The following is a 25,949-nucleotide window of genomic DNA, read 5'->3' as shown; positions in this document are numbered from 1 at the left end:
TGCGTGCAGGCCCGTCCTCACAGCCCCAATTTGGTTACGGCGTTGTCCTCCAACGGATTCGCGGTGCGAATGTAGCCGTGCACGGTGCGGGGATTGGACCAGCGGCCCTGTCGCATGATCTCGCGGTCGCTGGCGCCGCCGAGCGCGGCCTGGGTGGCGAAACCGGCGCGCAGCGAGTGGCCGGAGAACAGCGCCGGGTCCAGGCCGGCGCGCGCGGCGTAGCGTTTGACCAGCTCCGCCACGGCACGGCCGGACATGGCGGCGGCGCCGATCCCGCCGTGCCGGGAGACGGTCGGGAACAGGGGCAGATCGGGGTCGGCGAGGGCGGCGCCGGTGAAGCCGTGGCAGCGGTGGATGCCGGGGTCGACGGTCGCGCCGTTCGCGAGCCAGGCACGCAGTCCGCCGGTGCCGCCCTCGATGTGCTTCTCGCGCAGGCGGATCCAGTCGGCGAAGGCGCAGACGGGACAGGTGTGCGGGTGCTGTCCGCGGGGGAGGACGACCCGCTGGGCGGTGAAGCCGGTCGGGTCGGTCTTGGTGGCGGGGAGCTGGATCAGCAGGACCGGTTCGCCGCTGGCGTGGTCGAGGTCGACCCGCACGTCCGAGATCCGCAGTCCGGCGATCTCGCTGCGGCGCAACGCACCCGCGAATCCGGCCAGGAGTAGGAGGGCGTCGCGGCGGCGTGCGGGTTCGGTCGGCCAGCCGGGCGCGGGCAGGCCGCCGAGCAGCTGTTCGAGGGTGTGCAGCAGGACCGGGCGCTTGCGCTCGGGCTGGGCGCGGCGGGTGCGGCGGATGCCGCGCAGGGTCAGGCGGACGACATCGGACCGGGTGGGCGACGGCAGTCCGTTGGCCGCGTGCACCGCCGCGACGGCGGCACTCTTGCGCTCCAAAGTGGCTGCGCCGAACGCCCATTCGCCCGACGGGCGGCGCGCATCGGCGGCCGCCGCGAGATAGACGGCGACATCCAGCGGATCGGCGGGCAGCGCCTGCCGCCCCTCCGCCGCACACCACGCCGACCACGCGATCCAGTCGGATCGGTACGCGCGCACCGTATTCGGCGACTGCGACGCCTCGAGATACCGGCGCAGCGCCCCGGCCTGCTCGTCGTCGAACCGCTCGCGCACCAGCCGCAGCGCCGCCGCGTCCACGAGCACGCTGCGCACGCCGCGTCGCAACTCGGTATGCACCGCATCGGGCACGGCGATCTGCCCGGCGTCAGCGGTCGACTCGGCTGCTGTGCTCATCGCTGGCCACAGTACCGGGCGCCCATCCATGGACGCCGCATCCCTCGGCGAGGCCCGCGGGCAGGCCGCAGGACCGGCGGTGTGCGGCTCACCGCCCTGGCCGAGGACCTGCTATCGAGATCGACCGCCGACACGGTGTGATCAGGCCCTGGACCGAGTTCTGCGGGAGATGGCCACACCGAGCAGACAGATCGTTCCGCCGAGCAGGCCCCAGGCGGTCGGGATCTCGCCGAGCAGCAACCAGGACAGCAGGATGGAGATCGCGGGGACGGCATAGGTGCTGGCGGTGAGGCGGCCCGCGTCGGTGCGGCCCAACGCGTACGACCAAGTGGTGAATCCTATTGCGGTGGGGAACAATCCGAGGTAGATGACATCGAAGGCGACTCGTCCGGGCGCGGTGGCGAGTTCGCTCACCAACTGCGGCGTCCAGGGCAGCAGGACCACGGTCGCGATCACGCACCCGAGCCAGATCGCGGTGAGCGGATCCACGTAGGCCATCGCGGGCTTCTGGACCAGCACGCCCGCCGCGTAGAGCACGGCGGCCACCAGGCACAGCAGCACGCCGAGCCCGTCGCGGTGCCCGCCGGAGCTGAACGCGATGATCGCGACGCCGCCCAGCGAGACGAGCGCACCGGTCACCAGCGTCGCGGTCAGCCGCTCGTCCAGCAGCGCGGCGGCGCCGAACGCGACCAGCAGCGGCGCGAGGTTCACCAGCAGGGCGGCGGTCCCCGCGTCGACGTGCCGTTCACCGGCGTTGAGCGCCACCGTATATCCGGCGAGCCACAGCACCGCATAGGCCGCTACCAGCAGCAGCGCGCGTTTCGATCGCGGAACGCGGCGCCGGATGCCGCCGCGGAACCAGACCAGCACGGTCAGGGCGACGGCCGCGACGGCCAAGCGCAGCAACGCCATCGGCGCGGGCGACAGCGCCGATCCCGCATCGCGGATCGCGATGAACGCGGAGGCCCACAGCACCACGGTGACCAGGGCGGCGGCCGCGGTGGACAGATCCGGGTTGCGGCGCGGCGACAGGCGAGCGGCCGCGCGGGTGCGAAGGTCGGTAGTCACCCCGACATCGTCGCCACTCTTCATAGGACAGCACAAGCGAATAAAAGACATCGAATGTTCAGCCCAGCTGTACAATTCGGGCATGCTCGACATCATCCGGCTGAATCTGCTGCGCACGGTCATCGCCACCGGGTCGCTGCGGGCCAGTGCGTCCGCGCTGGGCTGCACCCCGTCGGCGGCCAGCCAGCAGTTGGCCGCGCTGCAGCGGCAGACCGGTCTGCGACTGGTCGAGCGGGCGGGGCGGGGCATCGAGCCCACCGCCGCCGGGCGCGCGCTGGCATCGGAGTCGGGCAGGCTGTTCGAGGAGCTGAGCCGCCTGGAGGGCGTGGTCGGGGATCTGCGCGCGGGGCGGGTGGGCAGCCTGTCGATCGGCTATGTCGCGTCGGTGAGTTCCACGTGGCTACCGCCGATCGTCGATGCGCTGCGCACCGAATTCCCCGATCTCCGACTGGAATTGCGGATGTCGGAGGTCGCCGACGGGCAGCGCGATGTGGAGATCGTGGTCGAAGATCCGGACGCCGGTCCGCCTCCGGGGGTGCGGGTGCACCGCCTCGCCACCGACCCGTACCTGGTAGCAGTGCGCTCCGACGATCCGCTGGCGGCGCGGTCCGAGGTGGCGCTGGTCGACCTCGCCGAGAGCACCTGGATCGATAACGAGCCGAGCGACGGTCCGTGCCGCCGGATTCTGCTGAACGCCTGCGCCCAGGCCGGTATCGTCCCGCGGTTCCAGGTGCAGACCCCGGACTACCGCACGGCGCTGTCCATGGTCGCGACGGGTATCGGCGTCACGGCGCTGCCCCGGCTGGCCGCGGTGGACCTGCCCGCCACCGTGGTGGCGCGCCCGCTCGTGGGCCCCACCCCGATTCGCTTCGTCAGCGTCGCCGTTCGCGATTCCGCGGCCAGCCCCGCCACTCGCCGCGCCGTGGAGCTGTTCGCCGCGCTCGCGGCGCGGCCGGAGTAGCGCACCACGTATCCGGTTGTGGCCGTAGTCGTTTCAGCGGGAGGGTGTGGTGACGCCGAACGGCGCCTGCCCGCTGCCCTGACCGGGGGACGTGGTGGAAGGTCGGGAGGCGGTGTCACAGAGCAGGACACACCCGGACGGGGTCGGACTGTAGGTACTCGCCGCGGGCGGTGTGACGGTCATTTGCCCGCTCGCCGTGAAGTCTATCGTCCACTGCCCTGGCGAATCGGATCCGCCTCCGTAGGGCGCGGTCGACGGGGAGTCGCAGAGCATGCTGCAACCGCCGTGCGACGAGACACCTGGCTGTGGGTACCCCGGACCCTGATTCATGGAGAACGTTATCGGCGCTATCACCGTAGCCGTCACGCCGACTCCGGCCGCAATGATCGTGATCATGTCTGAATGGCCTTCCAAGAGTGCGGATCTCGCACTGTCGAGTGTGGCGAAGTTCCGCCGTGACCGTGCCAACCCCGGTAGACGCTCGCGGACCGGGCAGTATCGGTCCTCATGGACGACGAGCCCCAGTGGGAGCAGGCAGATCCGGAGGTCCAGGCGCGGATCGAGGACAGTTTCGAACGCCAGGGCCTGATGCGGTTACGTGCACGCGGGTGCCACCGGCGCGATCGCCGACAGCGCGGGTGGTTACGCCGCGTTCACCGTGTTCCCGGCGGATTCCACGGATACAGGCCGCGATCAATCAGCCCGGGAATGGTGGCAGATCCCTGAGTGGGGTGTCACCGGACGGTCAGGTGGTCGCGAGCAGAATCTGTTCGGATTCGGCCGGGTGCAGTCCGTCGGTGCGATCGGCGAAGTAGCGGGCAGTGATCTCCTCCGACGAGATGTGCCGGGCCGCCGGGAAACCCGCCTGTTTCGCGAGCGCCACCATTTCGGCGGGCCGGAAGAAGCTGATGAACGGGGTGCCGTTGGTGCGGGCGCCCCGCTCGGCGAAGCGGCGTAGTTCCTGTTCGGCGGGGCCGACGAGGTCGATCGGCAGCATGAACGTCGTCGCCAGCGTCGAACCCGGCGCGAGCGACGAAAGCTGTTGCAGGGTGGCGGTATTCGCCTGCCGGGTGAGATACATGGTGACGCCGGTCGAGGCCACGACGGCCGGGCGTCCGGGATCGAAACCCGCGACCGCCAGCCGATCCCACCACGAATCCACCTCGAAGTCGACGGGCACCAGCCGCAACCATTCGGGTATGCCGTACCCGAGTTCGACCAGGCGCCGCCGCTTCCACTCCTGCGGCCCGGGCTGATCGACCTCGAAAACGGTCAGCCTCGCGGCGAGTTCGGGTCGGCGCTGCGCGAGGGTGTCCAACCCGGCGCCGAGCAGAACGTACTGGTCGACTCCGTGGGCAACCTGCTCGGTCAGGAGATCCTCGATGAACCGCGCGCGGGCGAGGACGCCCGCCCGCATCGGCCCGGTGGTCCGCGGATCCATATCCGGGCGGTCCTGCCAGCCCGCGGCGGGCGCCACCAGCCGCAGGCCCACCTCGTCGTCGAAAACGTATGGCGGCGAATCGATCCGCCGGTGCATGGCCCGCCACAGGGCGACGCGGGCCGCGGTGTCCTCGGGCCCATTCATCTCGCTGGTCACGGGGGGTCACGCCTTGCCCGGCGCCTGCAGGCTCCACAGCCGCCCGTCGGGGTCGCGGACGGTCATCTCCTGGGTCCCGTAGTGCGTCTGTTCGAACTCTCTGACGATCTCGACGTCATCGCCGGGCCGGTGCTCGGTACCGGCGACCTTCAGCACCAGTTGCGCGCGCGGCTCCTGGGTCGGCGCCACCTCGGCCACGAATACCCAGGGGCCGTCACTGTTACGAAACTGGCCCGAGTTGTGATCGGTCTCGAACTCGACCTCGAATCCCAGTTCCTGCAGGAATCTGGCGGTCTTACCCCAATTGTGGGTCTCCAGGAAAACGGCCTCGATGCCCTCTGTCTGCATATCAATCCTTTCGGTGCGGGTGCGTGTCGTCGAGGTAGGCGCGCAACGCGGCGGCGACCAGCGCCGACAACGACGTTCCCGACTCGATCGCCCGGATCTTGACCTGCTTGATCAGCCCGATCGGCAGATAGACGTTGAACTGCTTCACATCCTCGTCGCCCACGCTCCTATGCTAGCATGCTAGCAATCTAGATCCGAGTCGGCGACGAGCCGTGCCGTCGGCGGTGGATGCTCAGCGCGGGGCGCCGGGATCGGTTCGCGGACGCGGCGAGATGGCGGTGATGAGGTAGCGATCGTCGATGCGGCGAGTGGTCACCAGCTGCGAGTTGTAGGTCTGCGCGGCATGACCGGGCCGGAACTCGGTCACGGTCACGAGATTCTCGCCGAGTATCGCCGTGGGGGTGATCGTCACGCAATGGGTGGCGCCCGGCGGAATCGAGTCGATGCCCTGCTGCAGGACGGCCGCCGGGGAGACGTCGCCGTCGGCGGCGACCACCGCGCGGGCCCGCTCCCCGGAGCGTTCGACGTAGAACGCGTGCTGGAACGCCAGAATCGCCGCCGCCGCGGAGTCGGTGCCGCCGGATCCGTTGCCCTGCACGCGATCCCCGCCGCGCTCGGCCGGGCACTGTGAGGAGGCCGGGGGAGCGGGCGGCACGGTCGGCGGGGCGGCGGAGTCTCGGTGCTGGCCGATTCGGACCAGAACCGAGACGGTGACCAGCAGGGCCGCGAAGACGCCGACGGGGACCAGCCACCACCTTCTGCTACCGCGCGCCTCCGGCCGCAGCAGATTGTCGAATTCGTCGCGAAACGACTCCCGAGGTCCGGCGTCGGTTCGGTCTTCGGTCCGCGACTCGTTCCGATACATGGCCCCCGCCTTCTGTCCTGGCCCTACACGACGTACCGGACAGTATGAGTTTTCGGCCGAATGTCAACGCCGCCCCGCCCATTTGGCGCTATTGCGCACCCGCGCTATCCGAACATGGCTCGGCGCTGCCAGTACCGCTGTTCGACGGATTCGAGGTAAGTGGGCGAGTCGGCGCTGGTGGCCGTCTCCTCCAACTCGCCGTCATCGGCTACGTAATAGGTCTTGCCGCGCGGCTTTCCGTCCTCGGGGGTGTACACGATCCAGCCGACACTGAACCGCTCGGCCACCAGCCTGCCCGCCGCGGCCTTACCGGAAGCGCCGTGAAGCAGGTGTTTGCGTACCTGCCCGATCGCCTGAGCCTGCGGCACGGGCTCGAGGGGTCGCTCTCGGTCGGGTCCCGCCGCCGGTTCGGGGCTCGGATCCCGCACTCGGCGGCGGGATGACCACGGCGTGGTGAGATCGGCCGATTCCGCGGCCGGCTCGCTCGGCGCACCCGCGGTGGCGGCGGCCTCGGGCGACGACGAGATTCGGCCATGTATGACCCTGGGGTCCTCCACCGAGACTTTCGCCGCCGCGGCCTGCGTGGGCGACACTCGTCCGAAGGGGTAGGAGACGACCGGGTTCTTCGGAACGGCGACCTGCGTCTCGCCGGCTGTCGTGTACTGCCAGCGCTGAGGTCCTTCGGTCATTGCGGGTTCCTCTTCGGGTCATACCGATAGCGCCTGGGGGAGTCTCCACTGTAAATCGGCGCCGCGCCGCGGTTGTGCCCACTGCTGACAAGATCGCCGGGCGCTCGCGCGCCTGTTCGGCCAGGTAGTGCACACACCGATCGGGTGGGTAAACGTGGCGCTGTCGGAGTGGTTCGCATATTGGTACGGGCGTACAGGGGACCCTGGTTTTCGTAGGTTCCGTCGTTGTTTCGTTTCGTTAGCGATGACCAAACGCAAACGGAAAAGAATCGAGGTGAGCGGGTGAGTTCCGAGCGGCTAACCTCCGATAAGGTTCACTTATCGGAGGTCATCACAGGGTGGTTCCTCTTGGGCTACTGTGGATTTCGTTTCGTGTCGTTCCGTTTGATTTGACGAAACCAACGCTACGATTTTTCGGGTGTCGAACGTATGCAGCTATCCGGGATGTTCCCGACCCAGCGCGCGCACCGGCGGACCGGGACGGCCGTCGGAGTACTGCGACCATCCGGACCACACGCGGTGGCGGGCCTGGCGGGAACGGCAGCGGCAACAGCAGGAGACAGACGCTCCGGCCGCCAACGTCACTGTGACGCAACAAGGTCCGGTGACCTTGGCGCGGCTGCGCGCCGATGAGCTGCTGATTCAGTTCCGGACGGTGGCCGAGCAACTGGGCGGCACCCTCACCGCCGCGGTGGCCGAACTGTCCATCCTGGCCGATCCTTCGGTCGCCGAGACGCAGGTCCAGGCGGTGCAGGCGGATGCGGCGCGGCGCATCGCCGAGGCGGAGATGGCGACCGTCGCCGCGGAGCAGGCCCGGCGCGAGGCCGAAGAGGCCAGGGCCGCGGCAGAATCCGCCGCCGAGGACGCGGCGGCCGCGGCGGAGCAGGCCGAGTCGCGCATCGCCGCGGCGGTGGCCGACCGCGACGATGCGCTGCGCGAGGTCGAGCGGGTTACCAAGCAGGCCGCCGACGACGTATTCGCCGCCCGCACCGAGGCGGAGGCCGACATCCGCACCGTGCGGCGGGAGGCCGCCGACGATGTGGAGCGCGCCCGCGACCAGGCCGCGGAGGAGATCGGCCTGGCGCGCCAGAAGGCCAGCACGGACACCGAACGCGCGAAACGCGAGGCCGCCCAGCAGGTCACCGCCGCGGCCGCCGAACGCGATCTGGCCGTGCAGCGCGCCGCCGACGCCGAGCGCGCGATCGAGCGCGCCGAATCCGCGGTCGCCGACCGCACCCAGGCCCTCACCGAGATCCGTGACGAGTTGAACCGGGTGCGGGCCGAACTCGCCACGGCCCGCTCCGAAATCACCGACACGCGCCGGGCCGCGGCGGAGGAGTCCGCCGCGCTGCGCGCCGAACAGGCTTCCACCCTCGAGAAGACGCGGCAGGAATGGGCCGAACGACTCGCCGCGGTCGACGACGCGCGCGCCCAAACACTCACTCGCGCCGAGCGCGCCGAACGTCAGCTCGACGAACTCCTCGCCCGCACCGGAGGGAAGGCTGCACCGAACAAGCGCACGAGCGCAAGGGATCTCGATCCCGCATGACCCCCGACGTTCGGGCTGCGTAGTGCGTGGCGAGCGGGTTGACTTGTCACCATGACTTCCGCACACCGCGACATCCGCTCACCGCACGAGCTGATCGTGATCACCCGCGGCGCCGACGCGCCCATCGACGACATAGCCCTGGTGGCCAACCGCTCCGCCGAGGACCGGATCGCGGCGCTGCTCCCCGAGGGGGCGGAGCTGACCCGAATCTTCGGTACCGCCAACCGTGTTCAGCAGACGGTGGCCGGTGCCCCGGACGAGGGCGCGGGCGCGCAGTATCTGAACTATTTCTGCGTGCGCGGCGCGGCCGAGCGTTCCGCCACGGCGGATCTCGACGAGCTGGCGACGCGGCTGCGGGCCGACGAGGCGGTGGCGGCCGCCTATGTCAAGCCGCCCGCCGAACCGCCGATCGATGTGGAGATCGTCGCGATGCGGTCCACGGTCGCGGTGCCGCCGGTGACACCCGAGTTCACCACGCGCCAAGGCTATCTGGCCGCGGCACCCGACGGGGTCGACGCGCAGTGGGCGTGGACGCGACCGGGCGGGCGCGGCGCCGGGGTGCGCGTGGTGGATGTGGAGGGGGCCTGGCGGTTCACCCACGAGGACCTGCGCGACAATCAGGGCGGCGTGATCGGCGGTCAACCGTCCCCCGATCTGGGCTGGCGCGACCACGGGACCGCGGTGGCGGGCGTCATCAGCGGCGACGTGAACCCCTTCGGCATCACAGGTATCACACCGGAGTCGGGTATCCGGGCGATATCGGTCTTCGGCCCGGGGTCCGCGGCCGCGATCCGCCAGGCGGCGGAGGCGCTGAACGCGGGCGATATCATTCTGCTCGAATTGCACCGTGCGGGACCGCGATTCGACTTCGCCGGTCGACCGGATCAGCGCGGCTACATCGCGATCGAGTGGTGGCCCGACGACTGGGCGGCCATTCGCTACGCGGTCGGGCGCGGCGTGATCGTCGTGGAGGCGAGCGGTAACGGCGGCGAGAACCTCGATGATGCGCTGTATGACACCCGGCCGCCCGGCTTCCCCGAGACATGGAGCAACCCGTTCCGCGGCGGTACCGCGGACTCGGGCGCGATCCTGGTCGGCGCGGGCGCACCGCCGCCGGGCACGCACGGGCGCGACCACGGCCCGGCGCGGTCCCGCCTGGGTTTCTCCAATTTCGGATCGCGGATCGACACGCAGGGCTGGGGCCGCGAGGTGACCACCACGGGCTACGGTGACCTGCAGGGCGGCAGCAACGAAGACCACTGGTACACAGACGTTTTCAGCGGCACCTCGAGCGCCTCGCCGATCGTGGTCGGCGCGGTCGCGAGCTATCAGGGCATCGCCACGGCCGCGGGCGCCCGGCTCACCCCCGACCGGATCCGCAGCCGTCTGCGCGACACCGGATCCGCCCAGACCGACGCCCCGGGCCGTCCCGCCACCCAGCGCATCGGCAACCTCCCGAATATCCGCGCGCTGGTCGGGGAGTAGCGGGATTCGACATCACCACTTCGCGGTGATCGGCCGTCACGGTCCGTGCGCCGCATCTAAGATCAGGCGCTGACTGTCAACTCGATCTCTGAAGGGTACTCGATGACGAAATCTCGCGTGAAATTCTGGGTCTCGACCGTCGGACTCGTTGCGGCGCCACTGGTTTCGAGCGCTCCCGCCGCGGCGGAGGGCCTGGCGTTGACGCCGGAGGTGGTCGAGTCGGCAACCGCCATCGATGCGCCACCGCCGTGCGTCAATTACCCCGGCAACATTCCGTGCAACCTGTCCACATTCTCGAGTTCGCTCGGTATCGGCCGCTGACCACAGGCCCGCGCCGGCCGGGAGCTACCGGATGGCGAGCGCTACGAGCTGGGTGACCTCCTTGTCGGAGAAGTTGTTGTCGCTGACGAGTACCAGCGTGCGCTCGCCGGAGGGCAGGCGCGGGCCCCAGGTCATGCCCTCCACATTGTCCAGCGCGGACAGTCCGACGTCTGCCAGGTCCACCAGTAGCCTCTTGGTGGCCGCGCGGGCAGGCTGCGGCGGCGCGTCGAGAATGTTGGCGGCGTGGGTGATGTCGGCCTCGTAGACGCGCAGCCGGTAACCCGCGTTCTCGACATAACTGCGTTCCAGCACCAGGTATCTCGCCGGATCGAGAGGGTCGGCGGCGAGAATCGAGGCGATGCCGTTGGTGCCGTGCCCCTCCGCGAAGACGGGGTCGAGCGGGTAGGCGTACTGGGCGAGCAGCGGGCCGGACCGGGCCTGCACGGTAATTCGGACGAGCGCGCCGGAGGACGTGGTGGGCTCGGGCCCGTCCTGCACGAGCGGTCCCTCGGCGGAATGCACGAACAGCGTGCCGCCGGCGGCGAAGGTCGCGCCCTCGAATCCGGCGTTGCGCCGCGGGCCCGAATCCGGGCGCATGCGTTCGTTGTCGGGAATGGGCAGCTCACCGGTAGCGGCGCCGTCCGAGCGGGCGATGCGGATCGATGGATCGGCGAGCACCGCGTCGGTGCGCTCGCCCTCCTGCGTCCACACATAGTCGCCGGTCCACGGGTCGAACCGGATTTCCTCGGGGTCGACCGTCATCGGCGCGTAGGTCGTGCCCGCGGCGGTGCGGAGCGGGCGGGTGCCGGTGAACGCGATCGGCCCGATGCCGCTGCCGTCCACCGGGATTCGGGCGGTGTAGAGCCGCGCCGGATTCTTCGCGGACCGGTCGTCGCTGATCATCACGTATTCGCCGGTGCGCTCGGAATAGTCGATGCCGGACAGGCCGCCGACCGTGGTGCCGCCGACATCGAGATCGTGCGCGACGATCTGCTCGCCGAGCAGCCGCACCGGCGGCGCCGTCGTATCCGCCTGCGCCGGAATGGCAGTGCATGCAAGTGCGCATGACGCGCAGATCAAGATCTGTCTCGAACGACCCATAGCTGACAACCTATCCGCCGGTTCGCGGGCGTGCCCGCCCAGCCCGGCCCGATATGGGCGCCGCAGTCGGTGGGTGTGACAAGCGATCTCCAAACAAACGACAAGCCGCCTGCCGGACGGTGGTCGCATGAAAGCCTGGAAGTCGCCGGTTCGGTATGAGTAGGTCACGGTCAGCGATGGAGGAGCTACGCCGGAAGCTCGAGGGGTTGCTCGGCACCGCGGCCGACTCCGCGGACCAGCAGTTGACCGCGGGCAAGGCGATCGATCACAGCTACCGCACGCAAGCGGAAGGCTGGCGCGCGGGTGTCGGCCGCTACACGGAGACGGATGCGGCAGCGGCGCGGACGATCGGTGACATCGATATGCCACAGGGTTCTCGTGCGGTATCCGCGGCAGCAGCACCCGGCCGCGGAGTTGACGTGCCGCTGGCCGAGATCCGTCCGGCTGGAGTGTCCCGGTTGATCCGCAACGTGCAGGAACCGACGCGATCGGAGGCGAGTGCGATGCGGCGCGCCTATGAGGCGCAGATCGCTATCCTGTCCCGGATGGGCGACCGCCCGCCGACTCGTGCCGAGTTGCGCGAACTGTTGCAGCTGGTCAACCCGACCAGGTCCCGATCGGCGGGTAACTGCATGGAGTGCTCGTGGGCGGTGCGCGACATCCTGGCCAGGCGTGCCGCTGTCGCCGGGCCGAGTGGCGCCCAGAAATTCATCGAGCCCTCGACGGAACGCTTCCACGGCGACAGCCACACCGAGATCCACGCAGCGATAGCGGAGCAGCTGAACCGGCCGGGCCGCAACGCCATCATGTCCGGCAACCGGTACTCCGACGCCTTCGGACACCATTACAACGTCGCCAACATCGACAACGAGATCTACTACCTCGACGGTCAAACCGGGACTCTGACAGCGCAGAACATCGTTCCGGACGGCGACTACTATGTGGTGTTCCCGATGCCCAGCCACGAAGTATGACAGCGCCGCCGCGTGTCGGTTCGGTCGAGCGGCATGGCAGGGTCGAGGGCATGGTGTCGCAGAGTCGTGGGGTGTTGGTGACGGGGGCGTCGCGGGGGATCGGGCGGGCGATCGCTGTGGCGTTCGCCGAGAACGGCGATCGGGTCGCGGTGCATTATTCGTCGCGGCGAGCCGAGGCGGAGCGGACGCTGGCGGGGCTGCCGGGGGACGGGCACACACTGGTCGGCGGCGATGTGGGGACGGCCGCGGGGGCGGCGGCGATCGTCGAGGCCGCGGTGGCGGCGCTGGGCACGGTGCACGTGCTGGTGAACAATGCGGCGGTGAATCTGCCGCAGCCGTTGCCGTCGACGGATTTCGAGCACCGGTGGCGGGCAGGTAGGTGCCGGTGAGCCCGAGCGGTGTGAGAATCCGGGCCTGCAGTTCTTCGGCGTAGGAGCGCCCGGTCGTTCGCTCGATGAGGAGTGCGGCAACGAGGAAATTGGTATCGGTGTACTCGTACCGGCTGACGGGCGGGAATTTCGCCGAAAGCCGCAACGCGATGGCAATCTCCTCGCCGGGCGTGAAGGTGCGGCCGGATTTCGCCGCCCGATGTTCCTCGATTTCCGGATTCTCGGATACTTCCGGCAGCCCGCCGCGATGTTGCAGAAAGCTGGCGCACGGTATTTCCGCTCGCGCGGATCTGCGCGGCCCGACTCGGCCGTTCTGTCGCAAATCCATGGTTAATGGTGGGTGCGGGTCATATCATTGCACTATGCCCACACTCCGAGTAGCGGGGCGCACCGACGTTTTCGCCGGTGACGCGTGGCTGGCGGCGCTGGCGATCGGCTGGGCGTCGGTGACCCTGGGGGTGGTGATTCTGCTCTGGCCCGACAAGTCGGTGCGGGTGGCGGGCCTGCTGTTCGGGCTGTGCCTGCTGCTGACGGCGCTGTGGCAGCTGACGATCGCATTCCGCGCCCGCATCGGGTTCGGGCTGCGAGTATTGGAATTCGTCACCGCGATGCTGGCCCTGCTGCTTGCCGTCTGGTGCCTGCAGAGCGGGGACTGGGCGGCGATGCTGGCGCTGTGGGTGGGTATCGGCTGGGCGATTCACGGCATCGTGCAGGCCATCGTGGCGGTGTGGTCCGACGATCTGCCGCACGGCGGCCGTCAGGAGTTCTACGGCGTGCTCACGCTACTGGCGGCGGCGGTCGTGGTGGTCTGGCCGATCGAAACGGTGGGTGCGCTGTCGGGGTTGGTGGGCGTGGTCCTGATCGGGTTGGGCGCCATAGAGATTCAGTCGTCGGTGCGCATGGACCGGCCAGCAGCGCAGGGGGAGACGGTCGGAGTCCGCGGATTGCTGCGTTCCGAGCCCAGGGTTGGCTAACTTCCCGCATTCGCCAGAGACTCATCCCGCAAATGCCGTGCTACGAAGTGACCCTCGGCACCCGCTTTCGGCCGGAATCCACCACCGTCCGACACAACGCAACTATGCAGCCGATGCCGTGATGCACAGCAGGAACCCTGGTTTCGCTACCCCGACACGGGGAACCGCGAGTGCATGCCCGTTGACGGCCGACGCCCCTGGCGGCGTGCGCTTCCCAGCATTCCGCTATTCGAGGGCTACCGTCGACGGCGGTGTACGCGTGTGCCGAGTCGTCCAGTGAGAGGTGCAGCAGGTGCCGTTGTCGCGTCGAGGGTTGTTGGCCGCCGCGGTCGCCGGGGGTGCGGCGGGGACGCTCGGGCGACCGGGGGCCCGCGCGGCCGAAGCGCGGGTCGTGGCGCCGGGCGAGGCCGACTATGCCCGGCTGACGCTGCGCGGATACAACCGGCGATTCGTGGCGCGGCCGCAGCGGATTCACCTGCCCGGCTCGACGAGCGAGGTGCGCGACGCAGTGGCGCGGGCCGTGCGTGAGCGGCTGCCGATCGGGGTGCGTTCCGGCGGGCACTGCTTCGACGATTTCGTCGACAATGCGAGGTCGCGGGCCCTGATCGATCTGGAGCGGATGACCGAGGTCCGGTGGGACGAGCGGTATCGCGCGTTCTCGGTGGCCGCCGGGGCGGAGCTGAGCACTGTGTACGAACAGCTGGGCCGGTGGGGCGTGACCGTTCCGGGCGGCATCTGCAAGGGCGTGGGCGCGGGCGGACATATCAGCGGCGGCGGTTACGGGCCGCTGTCGCGTCGGCACGGGCTGGTCGCCGACCATCTGTACGGGGTGGAGGTGGTCACGGCCGACGCGGCGGTGGTGGTCGCGACGCGCGACGGCCCGCACCGGGACCTGTGGTGGGCGCATACCGGCGGGGGCGGCGGCAATTTCGGTGTGGTGACCCGCTTTCTGCTGCGCTCACCCGAATCCGACGGCGGCGATCCGCACCTCGCGCTGCCGCGCCCGCCCGCGCAGATGCTGTCGGCGCGGCTGGTCCTGCCCCTGGCCACCGAGGAGTCGTTCGTGCGATTCCTCGGCAACTACCTGGATTTCTTCGCGCGCCACCGCGACCCCGGCAACCGGTTCGCGGGCCTGTACGCGCCGCTGAGCGTGCACCCGATCGCCGACGGATCCACCGAGGTGCTCATCCTGATGGATGCCACCCAGCCCGACGCCCAGGCGCGGATGGACGAATTCGTCGCCCATATCGGGGCGGGTGTCGTTCCGGGACCGGTGCTGATGCCGCCCGGCCGGGACTCCTACGCGGGCACCGTGGACCGGATCTACTACGCGAAATCGCCGATGCCGCCGCGGGTGAAGATCAAGGCGGCGTACCTGCGGCAGCCCTATTCGCGGGAGCAACTGCGAATCTGCTACCGCCGCATGGCCGAATTGCGGGCCGACGACGAATCGGTGCTCGAGTTCCTGCCGTTCGGCGGCGCCATCAACGCCGTCGCGCCCGAGGCCACGGCCATGCCCGCACGCGACTGCTGCATGAAGATGCTCATCCACGCGGCCTGGCGCCTACCCGAGGACGACGCCCGCCACGTCGGCTGGGCCCGGCAGATGTACCGCGATCTCTACGCCGACACCGGCGGGGCGCCGGTACCCGGCGACCGCCACGGCGGCAGCTACATCAACTATCCGGACCCCGATCTCGCCGACCCCCAGTGGAACAGCTCCGGGCTGCCGTGGCACGCCTTCTACTACGGCGCGAACTATCCGCGGCTGCAGCGCGTCAAGGCGCGGTGGGATCCGGAAGACGTCTTCCACCACCAGCTTTCGGTCGAGCGGCCGTAGCGCGCTCGACGGTGGTCCGTGGCGCCCGTGACGAGAAACATGGCTCGGCCCGCCCGCTGATTCGCTACTGGTGCGGCCACTGCGGCGGCGGCTGCTGTCCCGGATAGCCCCCGGGTGGTTGTCCCTGGCCCATCGGGGGTTGCGGCCAGGCGTGCGGGGGAGCGAGCGGTTGCTGCGGCCCCCCGGTTCGTGGCTGTCCGTTGTCCGAGAACGTCGCCATGAGCAACGCGACGATCGCCAGCACGACGGCCAGCAGCGCGGGGATCGACAGCCAGCCGCCGTCGTCCCAGGGGCTGAGGCTGCTGCTGCGCGAACTCTGATCGATCGCGTTCAGCACGTAGCCCAGGTTTCCGATCAACAGCATTCCGGCGCTCAGCGCCGCGACCAGACGGGCGATGGGCCTGCCGCCGACGAGCAGCAGGATCGCGCCGACGACGGCGAGCAGGACCGTCACGACGATGTCCAGGTCGCCCCAGAACAGCTTGCTGTACTCGGCGTAGAACCAGATCCGCCGGGCGAGGTACAGGATCGCCGACAGGCCCAGCAGGGCCGCGGCCAGGGGACCGGCCGCGCCGCCGCCGGTCCGCGGTGGCGCCGGATAGCCCGGAAACGGCGGTCCGGGCGGAAACGGTTGGGCCATCTCGTACAACTCCCTCGTTCGAAAACCGACTCGACGCAGCCTAAGTGATCGCGGCGTCGCGGGCCGATCGGCCGCTATTCCCACCAGGCGCATCCATGCCGGGCCGATCGCGCGGTTTGCGCGCCTCGGACGGCGGTGCGGTCGCAACGAGAGTGCGCGGCTCCCATACGATGGCCGAATGACCAAAGTGCTGCTGAACACTTCAGCCGGGGACATCACGCTCGAGCTGGACGAGACCAAGGCGCCGAAGACGGTCGCGAACTTCGTCGACTACGTCAAGGCCGGCCACTACGACGGGACCATCTTCCACCGGGTCATCTCGGGCTTCATGGTGCAGGGCGGCGGGATGACCGCGGACATGCAGCAGAAGCCGGCGCCGAACCGGGTGGAGAACGAGGCGAACAACGGGCTGCGCAACGACAAGTACACGGTGGCCATGGCGCGCACCTCGGACCCGCACTCGGCGAGCGCCCAGTTCTTCATCAACACCTCGAACAACGACTTCCTGAACTACCCGGGCCAGGACGGCTTCGGGTACGCGGTGTTCGGGAAGGTCGTCGACGGCGCCGGTGTGGTGGACGCGATGGACGGCGTGCGCACCGGTTCGCGTGCGGGCCACCAGGATGTGCCGGTGGAGCCGATCACGATCCTGTCCGCTCAGCTGGCCTGAGCGCGTCGCGCGGAGGCGGCGGCACCCGGGGACGGGGCCGCCGCCTCCGTTGCGTTGCCCGGGGCGCGGATCTGTCGCGGTGCAGCCGGTACAGCCGGGTCGTCAGGCGTCGAGTACGCGGGGCTCTCGCGAGACCACCGGCGGCAGCACCGACCAGGGAAAATTGATCCAGCGGTCGGTGGCTTTCCACACGTATTCGCAGTCGACCTCCGAGCGCGGCTTCTGGTAGATGACCGCGCAGCGCACCTCGGCGACCTTGTTCGCGCAGAAGTCGCGCACGAGCCTGAGCGTGGCGCCGGTATCGGCGACATCGTCGGCGACGAGCACGCGCGCTCCGGCGAGATCGACGGCCTGGGGGACCGGCGGCAACATGACCGGCAGGTCGAGCCGCTGATCGACGCCGGTGTAGAACTCCACGTTCATCACGTGCAGATTCTTCACGTCCAGCGCGTAGCCGAGCGCACCCGCGACGAACAGCCCGCCGCGGGCGATCGAGAGAATCAGGTCAGGCTCGAAGCCGTCCGCCGCGACCTGTTCGGCCAGCTCCCGGCTCGCCGCGCCGAACAGCTCCCAGGTGAGTTCTTCCCGATCCGCCATGCGCGGCCCCTTCCGTCGTGGATGGAAAGAACCTAGACCACCGCGCGCCGATCAGGGCTTGTGGGTGAGGATGTACCACAGCACCGCGAGTGTGCCGATCACGAAAAGCGGTGACAGCACCCAGGTTTCGAAGCGGTTGCCGGTGCGGTCGATGATCGGCACGCTGGTGCGCAGCCGCAGCGGCCACAGCAGGCGGCAGCCGCGGTCGGTGAGGCAGTCGCCGATCAGGTGGGCCAGGGCGCCGAGGCCGACGGAAAACGGCAGCCAGGAGGGTTTGTCGGAGATCCAGTGGTCCATCGCGAAGGTGCCCGCGACCGCGAGCACGGTCACGCTGAAGTAGGAGCGGAACCCTTCGCCGGGCGGGCACAGGTTCAGCGCCCGCAGGGCGAGCGCCAGCAGGAAGAAGACGAGCCCGAGGGTGAACCAGCGGCCGATCCAGTGTTCCCCGGCCCAGGTGCCGACGGCCGCCGCGACGACGAAGGCCAGCGAGTGGGTGGCGTGGCGGTGCCCGCCCGAGACCGCGGCGATGATCCGACAGGCGGTGTGCGAGATCGGCCCCAGCACATGCGAAATGGTTCCGTTGGGGTGATCGGCGTCGGGCAGCAGCGCCGCGCCCGCGGTGAGGAAGGTGCCCATCAACAGGTCGACGGTATCGAGGTCACCGTATTGGAGCACGGGGTAGGTCAGAACCGAAAGTGGTAGCACCGCAGCGGCTCCCGCCCAAGCCAGCGCACCACTGGTCGCATGTGAATGTCCTAGCACCGGGGGAAGACTAGCTGATCTTGGTCATGCGGCCGCAACCCTCACGTGTGGGAGTGCGGATCCACGATGCGGTCCAACGCGGTCAGGTCCGACTCCAGCGCGTAGAAGGTGCGCAGCGCGATGACGAACGCGAAAAGCCCACCGACACACAGGGCTACGATGGTGCCGATCACCATCTGCTGCTGTGGCGGCGACAGGAACACCAGCCCGGCGGGGACGCCGATCAGCGGAACCGACGCCGCCACACCGAGATACACGCGACTGCGCCGAACCAGCCGGTGCAGTCGGGCGAGGTCGGCGTCGGTGGTGTGCCCGGCGGCGACCAGTCCCGGATAGTACCAGCGCAGCATGAAGAAGGTGACGGGGAAGTAGGTGTAGACGACGGCGACCGCCGCGGCGACGAGATTGGACGCGACGAGGTGAGCCGTCAGCCCCGGCGGCAGCGTGCCGAGCGAGTACAGCTCGCCGAGGAAGATCGCGCCCGCCGCCATCCAGCCCACGAAGGTGACCACCGCGATGCGGTCGCCGCAGGCGAGGGTGTCGTTGCGGGCCTGCGCCAGCGTCCGCTCGTCGTAGCGGCGGCCGCGCCGCAGGCCGTTGGGCACCAGCAGCACCAGACGACACCAATACAGCAGCACCCCGATGGCGAGCGGATAGGCGACGACGATCACGACGAACCCGAGCTGGATGAGCTGCGAGGCGGCCTCGGCGCCCAGCTCGTCGCGGATCAGGCGAGTATTGTGCACGGCCAGATACAGCCCGGCGAGCAACTGCCCCAACAGGCTCGACAGCGTCACCACCGGCATCGGCCGCATCTTCATCCGGGCGCGCAGGCTGTGCTCGGGCGGATCGACCAGATCACGCGCGGCGCGGTCCAGGCTGAGCTCGAGCTGATGGGCCAGATCGCGGCCGGTGGCGTAGCGGTCGGCGGGATCCGGCGCCAGGGTGGTGAGCAGCGCGTGCCGCAGCACGGCCGGGCAGTCCGGCGGCAGCGCGGCCGCGGCGCTCGCGTCGACGGGGCGGCGCCGCCGCTCGATCATGGCGTGCAGGGACAGTTCGGACTCCCCGGCGCCGGGCCCGTCGTCGAACGGGATGCGGCCGGTGAGTAGTTCCCACAGCATCACCGCCAGCGCGTACAGATCGCTGCGGGTATCGAGATCGCCTGCGGTGGTGGCCAATTGCGGATGGCAGGCCTCGAGCTGTTCGGGCGCCATATACGGCAGCGACCCGCCGAAGTAGGCGACGGGGTTCGCGCCGGGCAGGTGGCGGCTGAAGCTGATGTTGAAGTCGGCCAGCTTGGGCTGGCCATCCGCGGTGAGCAGCACGTTGGCGGGTTTGATGTCACGGTGCAGGACCCCGCGGTGATCGGCGTAGTCCAAGGCGGTGGCGAGGCGGGCGCCGAGCCAGGCGACGGTCTCCGGCCACGACAGCCGCTCCAACTCGGCGCGGGTGGCCGACGGCTGCGGTTCCAGCACGCCGCCGGTGGTCGCCGCGGCGTCGACAGCCTCGAGCAGCAGGCGGCCGCTGCGCCGTTCGAGCGGGGTGCGGCGCAGTATCCGCAGCACCCCCAGCAGGGTGCCGCCGGGGATGTACTGCATATACATCAGCTTGAGATGCTGGTCGGTGATCTGGCGCTGGTCGAAGACGCGGACGATGTGGTCGTGGTCGAGCTGGGCGAGGGTCTGCGGCTCGGTGCCCCGGTCGTGGGAGATCTTCACCGCGACCAGGCGGCTCATGGATCGCTGACGGGCCAGGAACACCCGCGCGAAAGCGCCCTGCCCGAGCGGCAGCAGCAGATCGAAGTCATCGATCGTGGCGCCGGGATTGATGGTATCGAGAGCGTCGAGGGCGGTGGGATCGGCGAGCATCGTGGTACGCAGGCCATCGACGTCGAAACCCTCGGTGATGCGAGCCATCTGAGTAGGGAAGTCGTGCTCGTACTCGCTCAGGTCGATATCGCTGCGGCGGCCGCGGGCGCTGATCTCCTCGTAGATCAGATCCGGCGGCAGCGGCGCGGCGTCCAACTCCGGGAACCGGGCGCTGTAGTCGGCCAGGCGCAGCGCGTCGTCGCTACGCTGCCAGCGCTCGTGCAGGTCCACCTTGATCAACTCGATGAGGGCGGTGCGGCGCAGCGCGGGCTCGGCGGGCAGGTGCGCCGACAGGTCGGGCGGCCTGCCACGAGACTGCCACTGCTCGGCGAACTGCGCGACAAGACTCGTCAACGCGGTTTGCGTCGCCGTCGCGCGGTCGGCACCGGGGTCGGGTGCGGTCGCGCCGAGGTTGTCATCCACCGTCGCTCGCTTCGAACTGGTTGTTCCCGGGCCCGGCCCCGAGAATATTCGATCCCTCCTGCGAGTAATCGACACTTCGCCGATACCGTTACTCCAGGTCGTCATACTCCCCGCCATCATCCGGCCCGTCGCGGGCGTCGTGCAAGCGGATTGTCGCTGCGCACAATGGGCCGGATCGGGCGCGGGCTCTGGCCTTAGTCGATGATAGCGAGATATGCTCCGGCGAGTTCGATTGTCGGAGAAAGGGGTTGGCCCGTGTCGGTGGCTGCCGCGGTGAAGGATCAGATTCAGCAGGTCGGCGCGGGATTCATGTTCTCGCGCGAAACCAAGACATTCGGGGCCGCGACCGGGACCGAAGGATTCCTCGGCCCCTACACCCGCGGCCGCGGCGGCGTCCTGGGCGACGTCGACGCCGACGTCGTGACCGCCGCCTTCGGATTCTTCCGCCCCGACACCGTGCGCGCCGCCTGGGACTCGGTCCCGATGCCCGCCGCCCAGGCCGCCGCCGGATACCTCGGGGCCTGCCAGGACTTCGGTCGGCGCAAACTGGGCACGTTCGACGACGCGGGCCGCCTCGCCGAACTGCTGCAGGCGGTGGCCGAAGCCGCGGACGTGGCCGGGGCGCCGCTGTTCGCCGGGTGGCGCGCCCTGCCCCTGGCCGACGACGCACCGGCGCGGGCGCTGCAACTGGTGCACGTACTGCGGGAACTGCGCGGGGGACTGCATCTGCTCGCGGTGCGGGCCAGCGGCCTGACACCCGAACAAGCCGTACTCATCGGCGGCTCGCCGCGCAACAGCGGCCCCGACCAGGCCCGACTGTTCGGCTGGCCGGAGCCGTTCGAGGAGATCACGCCCGCCCACCGGCAGCGCTGGGAGGCTGCGGAGGCGCTGACCGACACCCTGATCGCGCCCGCCTTCGCGGCGCTCGACGACAAATCCGCGGACGAACTCGTGCGATTGATGGACCAGGCCCAGACCATCGTCTTCGGCGGCCGCTGAGCCCCGAGCCGGCGCGGCCGCACACCGATGAGATGATCGGGCCCCGGCCGAAAGCATGCCGGGGATAACAGGAGGACCACCCTGAGCGCCGGGGTGACTATTCATGTCTCCGGTGGCCAGGTGACAGTGCTCTCGGGCGACCAAGGGCGGGAACGGAGTTCGGGTGAGCATCGGAGTGGCGGGCGTACGCATCGGGCACTGGACCGACGCCGAGGGACAGACCGGCTGCACGGTGCTGATACTGCCGGAGGGCACCACAGCATCGGTCGAGGTGCGCGGCGGGGCCCCGGCGTCCCGCGAACTCGATGCGCTGTCGCCCGACAAGACCGTCGTCACCGTCGACGCCATCCTGCTCACCGGCGGCTCGGCCTTCGGGCTCGCCGCCGCCGACGGCGTCCTGCGCTACCTCGAGGAACACGACCGCGGCGTACCGACACCGGCGGGCAAGGTACCGATCGTCCCCACCCTCGCCCTGTTCGACCTCAGCGCCGGAGACCCCGCCGCCCGACCCACCGCCGACGCGGGATACGCCGCGGCCCAGGCGGTTTCGGGCGAACAGCTCCTGCACGGACGGATCGGCGCCGGGACCGGCGCGCACACCTCCCAGTGGCGCGGCCCCGACGCCCGCCGACCCGGCGGCCTCGCCTACGCCGAACGCCGCCTGGGCGACCTGATCGTCGGCGCCGTCTGCGTCGTCAACGCCTTCGGCGATATCGACGACGGCACCGGCGACATCTCCCTCGACGCGGTCGCCCTGCTCAACCAGCCCTTCGACTTCGCCGGATCGCGCACCCACACCACGATCGGCGCCGTGTTCACCAACGCCCGCCTCGACAAAGCCTCCTGCCACATCGTCGCCCAGGGCGCCCACGACGGCCTCTCGCGCGCCCTCACCCCGCCGCACACCCGATTCGACGGCGACGGCTTCATCGCCGCCGCCACCGGCGAGATCCCCACCCACGTCGACGTCGTCCGCCTGCTGGCACTGGCCGCGGTCACCGACGCGATCCGCTCCGTCACCTGACCGCGGGCCGACTGCGTTCTGACCTTGTACGGCGCACCCGACATCGTCCCTGCCGGGGCCGACGTTCTGTTCAACGCGGGAAGCGCTTATCAAATTCGCTTCGCGAACAGCGCGCTGTCTCGAGACTGTTGAACGGGACCGCCCCCTCGGCCCGAACGGTATTCGCTCACCAGCGACTGCGGTAATCGGAGCGGGCGCCGGATGCTGTCGGCAGCACCCCGCCGACGCAACGGCGCCCGGCGACTACACAGCAGCCACCGGGCGCCGCATGCGCTGTCCACGACCGGCCGCGAGCCGGTCGCACCGCGATCACGCCACGTCGAACCGATCGAGGTTCATCACCTTGTCCCACGCGGCGACGAAGTCACGGACGAACTTCTCCTTCGCATCGTCGGTCGCATACACCTCCGCCAGCGCCCGCAGCTGAGAATTCGAACCGAAGACCAGATCGGCACGGCTACCGGTCCACTTGGTGGCGCCGGTCGCCCGGTCCGTCCCGACATAAGTGCCGTCGTCGGCGGGAGACGGCTCCCACTTCGTCCCCATATCGAGCAGGTTCACGAAGAAATCGTTGGTCAGCGACCCGGGGGAGGAGGTGAACACACCCAGCGGCGACCGCTTGTAGTTCGCGCCCAGCACACGCAGACCACCGACCAGCACCGTCATCTCCGGCGCACTGAGCGTCAGCAGATTCGCCCGATCGACCAGCAGATACTCGGCCGGAAGACGGTGGCCCTTGCCGAGATAGTTGCGGAACCCGTCGGCGGTCGGCTCCAGATAGGAGAAGGACTCCACATCCGTCAGCTCCTGCGCGGCATCGGTCCGCCCCGGCGTGAACGGCACCTCGATATCGTGCCCGGCATTCCTCGCGGCCCGCTCGACCGCCGCCACCCCGCCCAGCACCACGAGATCGGCGAACGACACCCGCACATTCCCGGTCTGCGCGCTGTTGAACGAATCCTGGATACCCTCCAGCACCCGCACCACCTGCGCGAGCTCGTCGGGCTCGTTGACCTCCCAGCCCAGCTGCGGCTGCAGCCGGATGCGACCGCCGTTGGCGCCACCGCGCTTATCGCTGCCGCGGAACGACGAGGCCGCCGCCCACGCGGTCGAAACCAACTGCGGCACAGTCAGTTCCGACGCCAGGATCTGCCGCTTCAACTCGGCGATCTCGGCGGCCCCGACCACCTCGTGGGTCGACGGCGGAATCGGATCCTGCCACAGCAGCGTCTGCTCCGGAACCAACGGACCCAGGTACAGCACCTTCGGCCCCATATCGCGGTGGATCAGCTTGTACCACGCCTTGGCGAACTCCTCGGCGAGTTCCTCCGGATGATCCAGCCAACGCCGCGTGATCTGCTCGTAGATCGGATCGACCCGCATCGACAGGTCCGTCGTCAGCATCACCGGGGGGTGGCTCTTGTTCGGATCGTGGGCGTCGGCCACGGTCCCCGCCCCGGCGCCGTCCTTCGGGATGTACTGCCAGGCACCGGCCGGACTCTTGGTCTTCTCCCACTCGTAGCCGTAGAGGGTCTCCAGGAAACTGTTGTCCCACGTGGTCGGCGTGGGCGTCCAGGTGCCCTCCAGACCACTGGTGATGGCATCCCCGCCGACACCCGTGCCGTTCGCGCTGCGCCAGCCCAGGCCCTGCTCCTCGAGGGGAGCGGCCTCCGGCTCCGGGCCGACCAGCTCGGCGTCGCCGTTGCCGTGCGTCTTGCCGAAGGTGTGGCCGCCGACGATCAGCGCTGCGGTCTCCACATCGTTCATGGCCATGCGGCCGAACGTCTCACGAATATCGATCGCCGCGGCCAGGGGATCGGGATTGCCGTTGGGGCCCTCCGGATTCACGTAGATCAGACCCATCTGGACCGCCGCGAGCGGATTCTCCAGATCACGCTGGCCGGTGTAGCGCTCGTCATCGAGCCACACGTGCTCCGGGCCCCAGTAGACGTCCTCCTCGGGCTCCCACTGGTCGACCCGGCCGAAGGCGAACCCGTAGGTCTTGAATCCCATGTCCTCCAGCGCCACATTGCCCGCGAAGACCAGCAGGTCGGCCCAGGAGAGCTGCTTGCCGTACTTCTTCTTCACCGGCCACAGCAGGCGCCGGGCCTTGTCCAGGCTGGCGTTGTCGGGCCAGCTGTTGAGCGGCGCGAACCGCTGCATCCCGGCGCCGGCTCCGCCGCGGCCGTCGTTGACGCGATAGGTGCCCGCGGCATGCCAGGACATGCGAATGAACAGGGGACCGTAGTGGCCGTAGTCGGCGGGCCACCAGTCCTGCGAGGTCCGCATGACCTCCACGAGATCGCGGCGCACCGCGTCCACGTCGAGGTTGCGCACCTCGGCGGCGTAGTCGAAGTCGGCGTCCATGGGGTTGGCCACGGCCGGGTTCTTCTGCAGGATCTTCAGATTGAGCTGGTTCGGCCACCAGTCACGGTTGCTGCCGCCCTCGGTGGGGTACTTGAGGCGACCGGATACGACGGGACAACCATTCTCGGCGGGCTCCGTCTGGGCCTCTGCGATGGGCGGATGTTCCTGTGGCACGTCATTTCCTTTCCGGAGAGGGGAGTGGATCGGGCTGTGATCACGAAGGTGTGGGCTGGACCGCGGAGCAGTCGGGGCACAGGCCCCAGTAGATGACCTCGGCCTCGTCGAGGACGAAACCGTTGTCGTCGGAGGCCGCCAGGCAGGGCGCCTCGCCGACGGCGCAGTCGACGTCGGCGATGACCCCGCACGAACGGCAGACGACGTGGTGATGGTTGTCGCCGACGCGGGTCTCGTAGCGGGCGACCGACCCCATCGGCTGGATGCGCCGCAGCAGCCCCGCGGCGGTGAGCGCCCGCAGCACGTCGTAGACGGCCTGATGGGAGACCGTGCCGAGGGTCCGGCGGACGCGGTCGATGATCGAATCGGTATCGGAGTGGGGGTTCTCGTGCACCACGGTCAGCACCGCCATGCGCGGCGCCGTCACTCGCAGCGCGGCGTCACGCAGCATGCGCTCGAAGTCCGATGTGGTGGACACGTTCCGAAGTATGACTCATTCCAGTCTCGGTGCGTGTCGGTTCGGGGAACTCTCTCGACGCAGCCTGTGCCGCCACCGTTACTTGACATAATGTAGATTATCGGCGTGGCAACAGGGTGGCTGGAGGAAGGTAAGTTGTGCTGTGCTGCAGCGCATTTCGAGCTTCGTCTTATCCCCGTTGGGCGTTGCCCCTTCGTCTCCCTTACGCACTGGTTGTTGCACGGGTTTCCGGGCTCGAATCCCTGCGATTCCTTGCGGGAAGATTTTCCGGCCATATAGCCGATCGACAGGAAACATTCCCGATCGGGCCATTGCGGCAGATTGCCGGTCCCCTTTATTCGCTAGACCCATCCACGGAAATTCGTCACAGTGACGAAATTGACGCATGTGGACCAAGCGTGGAAAGTCGGCGGATAGCTCGGCCCCGGCCTGGGAAGTACGGTCGTCGCCACGAATATCGTGGTGAAAGCAGCGTCAATTGGGTATACCGGGCATACAGCAGCGGATTACTATTGATACCTCCGGTTTGTCGGAATGCTCGAGAC

General features: G+C 69.2%; 25 protein-coding genes and 1 pseudogene. 11 read left to right on the top strand and 15 right to left on the bottom strand.

From position 1 onward, the window contains the following. Positions 1–17 precede the first annotated feature (17 nt). Complete coding sequence (locus tag ACYVLQ_RS19315) at positions 18–1,241, bottom strand: site-specific integrase (RefSeq protein WP_460698881.1); 1,224 nt, start codon at positions 1,239–1,241, stop codon at positions 18–20. Between the two features lie 141 nt (positions 1,242–1,382). Then, the gene (locus ACYVLQ_RS19310; protein ID WP_460698880.1) at positions 1,383–2,309 is read right to left on the bottom strand and encodes a DMT family transporter; all 927 of its coding nucleotides are present in this window, start codon (positions 2,307–2,309) and stop codon (positions 1,383–1,385) included. A gap of 82 nt (positions 2,310–2,391) precedes the next feature. Between ACYVLQ_RS19310 and ACYVLQ_RS19305 the strand changes: the two genes are divergently transcribed. Further along, complete coding sequence (locus ACYVLQ_RS19305) at positions 2,392–3,270, top strand: LysR family transcriptional regulator (protein WP_460698879.1); 879 nt, start codon at positions 2,392–2,394, stop codon at positions 3,268–3,270. A gap of 745 nt (positions 3,271–4,015) precedes the next feature. Here ACYVLQ_RS19305 and ACYVLQ_RS19300 read toward each other — a convergent pair. The 5 genes from ACYVLQ_RS19300 to ACYVLQ_RS19280 form a co-directional block, all read right to left on the bottom strand. Beyond that, a complete protein-coding gene (locus tag ACYVLQ_RS19300) occupies positions 4,016–4,855 on the bottom strand; it encodes a class I SAM-dependent methyltransferase (RefSeq protein ID WP_460698954.1) in 840 nt (279 codons plus the stop codon). Between the two features lie 18 nt (positions 4,856–4,873). Continuing rightward, entirely contained in the window at positions 4,874–5,215 is a 342-nt protein-coding gene (locus ACYVLQ_RS19295; protein ID WP_460698878.1) for a VOC family protein, read from the bottom strand. 1 nt (position 5,216) lies between these two features. Continuing rightward, the gene (locus ACYVLQ_RS19290) at positions 5,217–5,378 is read right to left on the bottom strand and encodes a ribbon-helix-helix domain-containing protein (RefSeq protein WP_460698877.1); all 162 of its coding nucleotides are present in this window, start codon (positions 5,376–5,378) and stop codon (positions 5,217–5,219) included. 69 nt (positions 5,379–5,447) lie between these two features. Continuing rightward, positions 5,448–6,080 (bottom strand): hypothetical protein, encoded by a 633-nt coding sequence (locus ACYVLQ_RS19285; protein ID WP_460698876.1) that lies wholly within the window; start codon positions 6,078–6,080, stop codon positions 5,448–5,450. A 104-nt stretch (positions 6,081–6,184) separates the two neighbouring features. After that, a complete protein-coding gene (locus tag ACYVLQ_RS19280) occupies positions 6,185–6,769 on the bottom strand; it encodes a hypothetical protein (RefSeq protein ID WP_460698875.1) in 585 nt (194 codons plus the stop codon). 418 nt (positions 6,770–7,187) lie between these two features. Here ACYVLQ_RS19280 and ACYVLQ_RS19275 point away from each other — a divergent pair, with 418 nt between their 5' ends. The 3 genes from ACYVLQ_RS19275 (at position 7,188) to ACYVLQ_RS19265 (ending at position 10,124) form a co-directional block, all read left to right on the top strand. After that, positions 7,188–8,318 (top strand): hypothetical protein, encoded by a 1,131-nt coding sequence (locus ACYVLQ_RS19275; RefSeq protein WP_460698874.1) that lies wholly within the window; start codon positions 7,188–7,190, stop codon positions 8,316–8,318. Positions 8,319–8,369: 51 nt separating this feature from the next. Continuing rightward, positions 8,370–9,803, top strand: coding sequence for a S8 family serine peptidase (locus ACYVLQ_RS19270; protein ID WP_460698873.1), 1,434 nt, complete (start codon positions 8,370–8,372; stop codon positions 9,801–9,803). Between the two features lie 102 nt (positions 9,804–9,905). Next, a complete protein-coding gene (locus ACYVLQ_RS19265) occupies positions 9,906–10,124 on the top strand; it encodes a hypothetical protein (protein WP_460698872.1) in 219 nt (72 codons plus the stop codon). A 24-nt stretch (positions 10,125–10,148) separates the two neighbouring features. Here the strand turns inward: ACYVLQ_RS19265 and ACYVLQ_RS19260 are convergent, their stop codons facing one another. Continuing rightward, on the bottom strand, positions 10,149–11,225 hold the full coding sequence (locus ACYVLQ_RS19260) for an esterase-like activity of phytase family protein (protein ID WP_460698871.1): 1,077 nt from the start codon (positions 11,223–11,225) through the stop codon (positions 10,149–10,151). A gap of 176 nt (positions 11,226–11,401) precedes the next feature. Here ACYVLQ_RS19260 and ACYVLQ_RS19255 point away from each other — a divergent pair, with 176 nt between their 5' ends. Together ACYVLQ_RS19255 and ACYVLQ_RS19250 are read left to right on the top strand one after the other, a co-directional pair. Then, positions 11,402–12,199 carry a toxin glutamine deamidase domain-containing protein gene (locus ACYVLQ_RS19255; RefSeq protein WP_460698870.1) on the top strand — a complete coding sequence of 266 codons (798 nt, stop codon included), beginning with the start codon at positions 11,402–11,404 and terminating at the stop codon, positions 12,197–12,199. Further along, positions 12,196–12,588: an SDR family oxidoreductase gene (locus ACYVLQ_RS19250; RefSeq protein ID WP_460698869.1), complete on the top strand. Its 393-nt coding sequence runs from the start codon at positions 12,196–12,198 to the stop codon at positions 12,586–12,588. Before ACYVLQ_RS19255 ends, ACYVLQ_RS19250 begins: the two co-directional genes overlap by 4 nt. Here the strand turns inward: ACYVLQ_RS19250 and ACYVLQ_RS19245 are convergent. Beyond that, positions 12,539–12,916 (bottom strand): annotated as a pseudogene (locus ACYVLQ_RS19245) (serine hydrolase); the annotation flags it as partial. The gene ACYVLQ_RS19250 and the pseudogene ACYVLQ_RS19245 overlap by 50 nt on opposite strands. Before the next feature lie 34 nt (positions 12,917–12,950). On the opposite strand from ACYVLQ_RS19245, the gene ACYVLQ_RS19240 reads away from it, so the two are divergent. After that, positions 12,951–13,562, top strand: coding sequence for a DUF308 domain-containing protein (locus tag ACYVLQ_RS19240; protein ID WP_460698868.1), 612 nt, complete (start codon positions 12,951–12,953; stop codon positions 13,560–13,562). A gap of 292 nt (positions 13,563–13,854) precedes the next feature. Then, a complete protein-coding gene (locus ACYVLQ_RS19235; RefSeq protein ID WP_460698867.1) occupies positions 13,855–15,402 on the top strand; it encodes an FAD-dependent oxidoreductase in 1,548 nt (515 codons plus the stop codon). Positions 15,403–15,466: 64 nt separating this feature from the next. Here ACYVLQ_RS19235 and ACYVLQ_RS19230 read toward each other — a convergent pair whose 3' ends face one another. Next, positions 15,467–16,042, bottom strand: coding sequence for a hypothetical protein (locus ACYVLQ_RS19230; protein WP_460698866.1), 576 nt, complete (start codon positions 16,040–16,042; stop codon positions 15,467–15,469). A gap of 178 nt (positions 16,043–16,220) precedes the next feature. On the opposite strand from ACYVLQ_RS19230, the gene ACYVLQ_RS19225 reads away from it, so the two are divergent. Continuing rightward, positions 16,221–16,712, top strand: a complete 492-nt coding sequence (locus ACYVLQ_RS19225) for a peptidylprolyl isomerase (protein ID WP_460698865.1) — start codon at positions 16,221–16,223, stop codon at positions 16,710–16,712. Positions 16,713–16,814: 102 nt separating this feature from the next. On the opposite strand, the gene ACYVLQ_RS19220 is transcribed toward ACYVLQ_RS19225, so the two are convergent. Genes ACYVLQ_RS19220 through ACYVLQ_RS19210 form a run of 3 tightly spaced genes read right to left on the bottom strand, consistent with a single transcriptional unit; the run spans position 16,815 to position 20,362 of the window. Next, positions 16,815–17,309 (bottom strand): phosphoribosyltransferase, encoded by a 495-nt coding sequence (locus ACYVLQ_RS19220; protein WP_460698864.1) that lies wholly within the window; start codon positions 17,307–17,309, stop codon positions 16,815–16,817. 51 nt (positions 17,310–17,360) lie between these two features. Continuing rightward, entirely contained in the window at positions 17,361–18,071 is a 711-nt protein-coding gene (locus tag ACYVLQ_RS19215; RefSeq protein WP_460698863.1) for a metal-dependent hydrolase, read from the bottom strand. 41 nt (positions 18,072–18,112) lie between these two features. Beyond that, the gene (locus ACYVLQ_RS19210) at positions 18,113–20,362 is read right to left on the bottom strand and encodes a serine/threonine-protein kinase (RefSeq protein WP_460698862.1); all 2,250 of its coding nucleotides are present in this window, start codon (positions 20,360–20,362) and stop codon (positions 18,113–18,115) included. A 255-nt stretch (positions 20,363–20,617) separates the two neighbouring features. Here ACYVLQ_RS19210 and ACYVLQ_RS19205 point away from each other — a divergent pair, with 255 nt between their 5' ends. After that, positions 20,618–21,361 carry an SCO6745 family protein gene (locus tag ACYVLQ_RS19205; protein ID WP_460698861.1) on the top strand — a complete coding sequence of 248 codons (744 nt, stop codon included), beginning with the start codon at positions 20,618–20,620 and terminating at the stop codon, positions 21,359–21,361. 163 nt (positions 21,362–21,524) lie between these two features. Beyond that, on the top strand, positions 21,525–22,385 hold the full coding sequence (locus tag ACYVLQ_RS19200) for a P1 family peptidase (RefSeq protein WP_460698860.1): 861 nt from the start codon (positions 21,525–21,527) through the stop codon (positions 22,383–22,385). Positions 22,386–22,694: 309 nt separating this feature from the next. Here the strand turns inward: ACYVLQ_RS19200 and katG are convergent, their stop codons facing one another. Continuing rightward, positions 22,695–24,926, bottom strand: coding sequence for a catalase/peroxidase HPI (gene katG, locus ACYVLQ_RS19195; RefSeq protein WP_460698859.1), 2,232 nt, complete (start codon positions 24,924–24,926; stop codon positions 22,695–22,697). A gap of 40 nt (positions 24,927–24,966) precedes the next feature. Further along, complete coding sequence (locus ACYVLQ_RS19190) at positions 24,967–25,404, bottom strand: Fur family transcriptional regulator (RefSeq protein WP_460698858.1); 438 nt, start codon at positions 25,402–25,404, stop codon at positions 24,967–24,969. Positions 25,405–25,949: the final 545 nt, after the last annotated feature.

The sequence above is a fragment of the Nocardia thraciensis genome, assembly GCF_054782435.1.
Note: the sequence above shows the minus strand (reverse complement) of the source record. Positions and strands in the feature narration are given on the sequence as shown.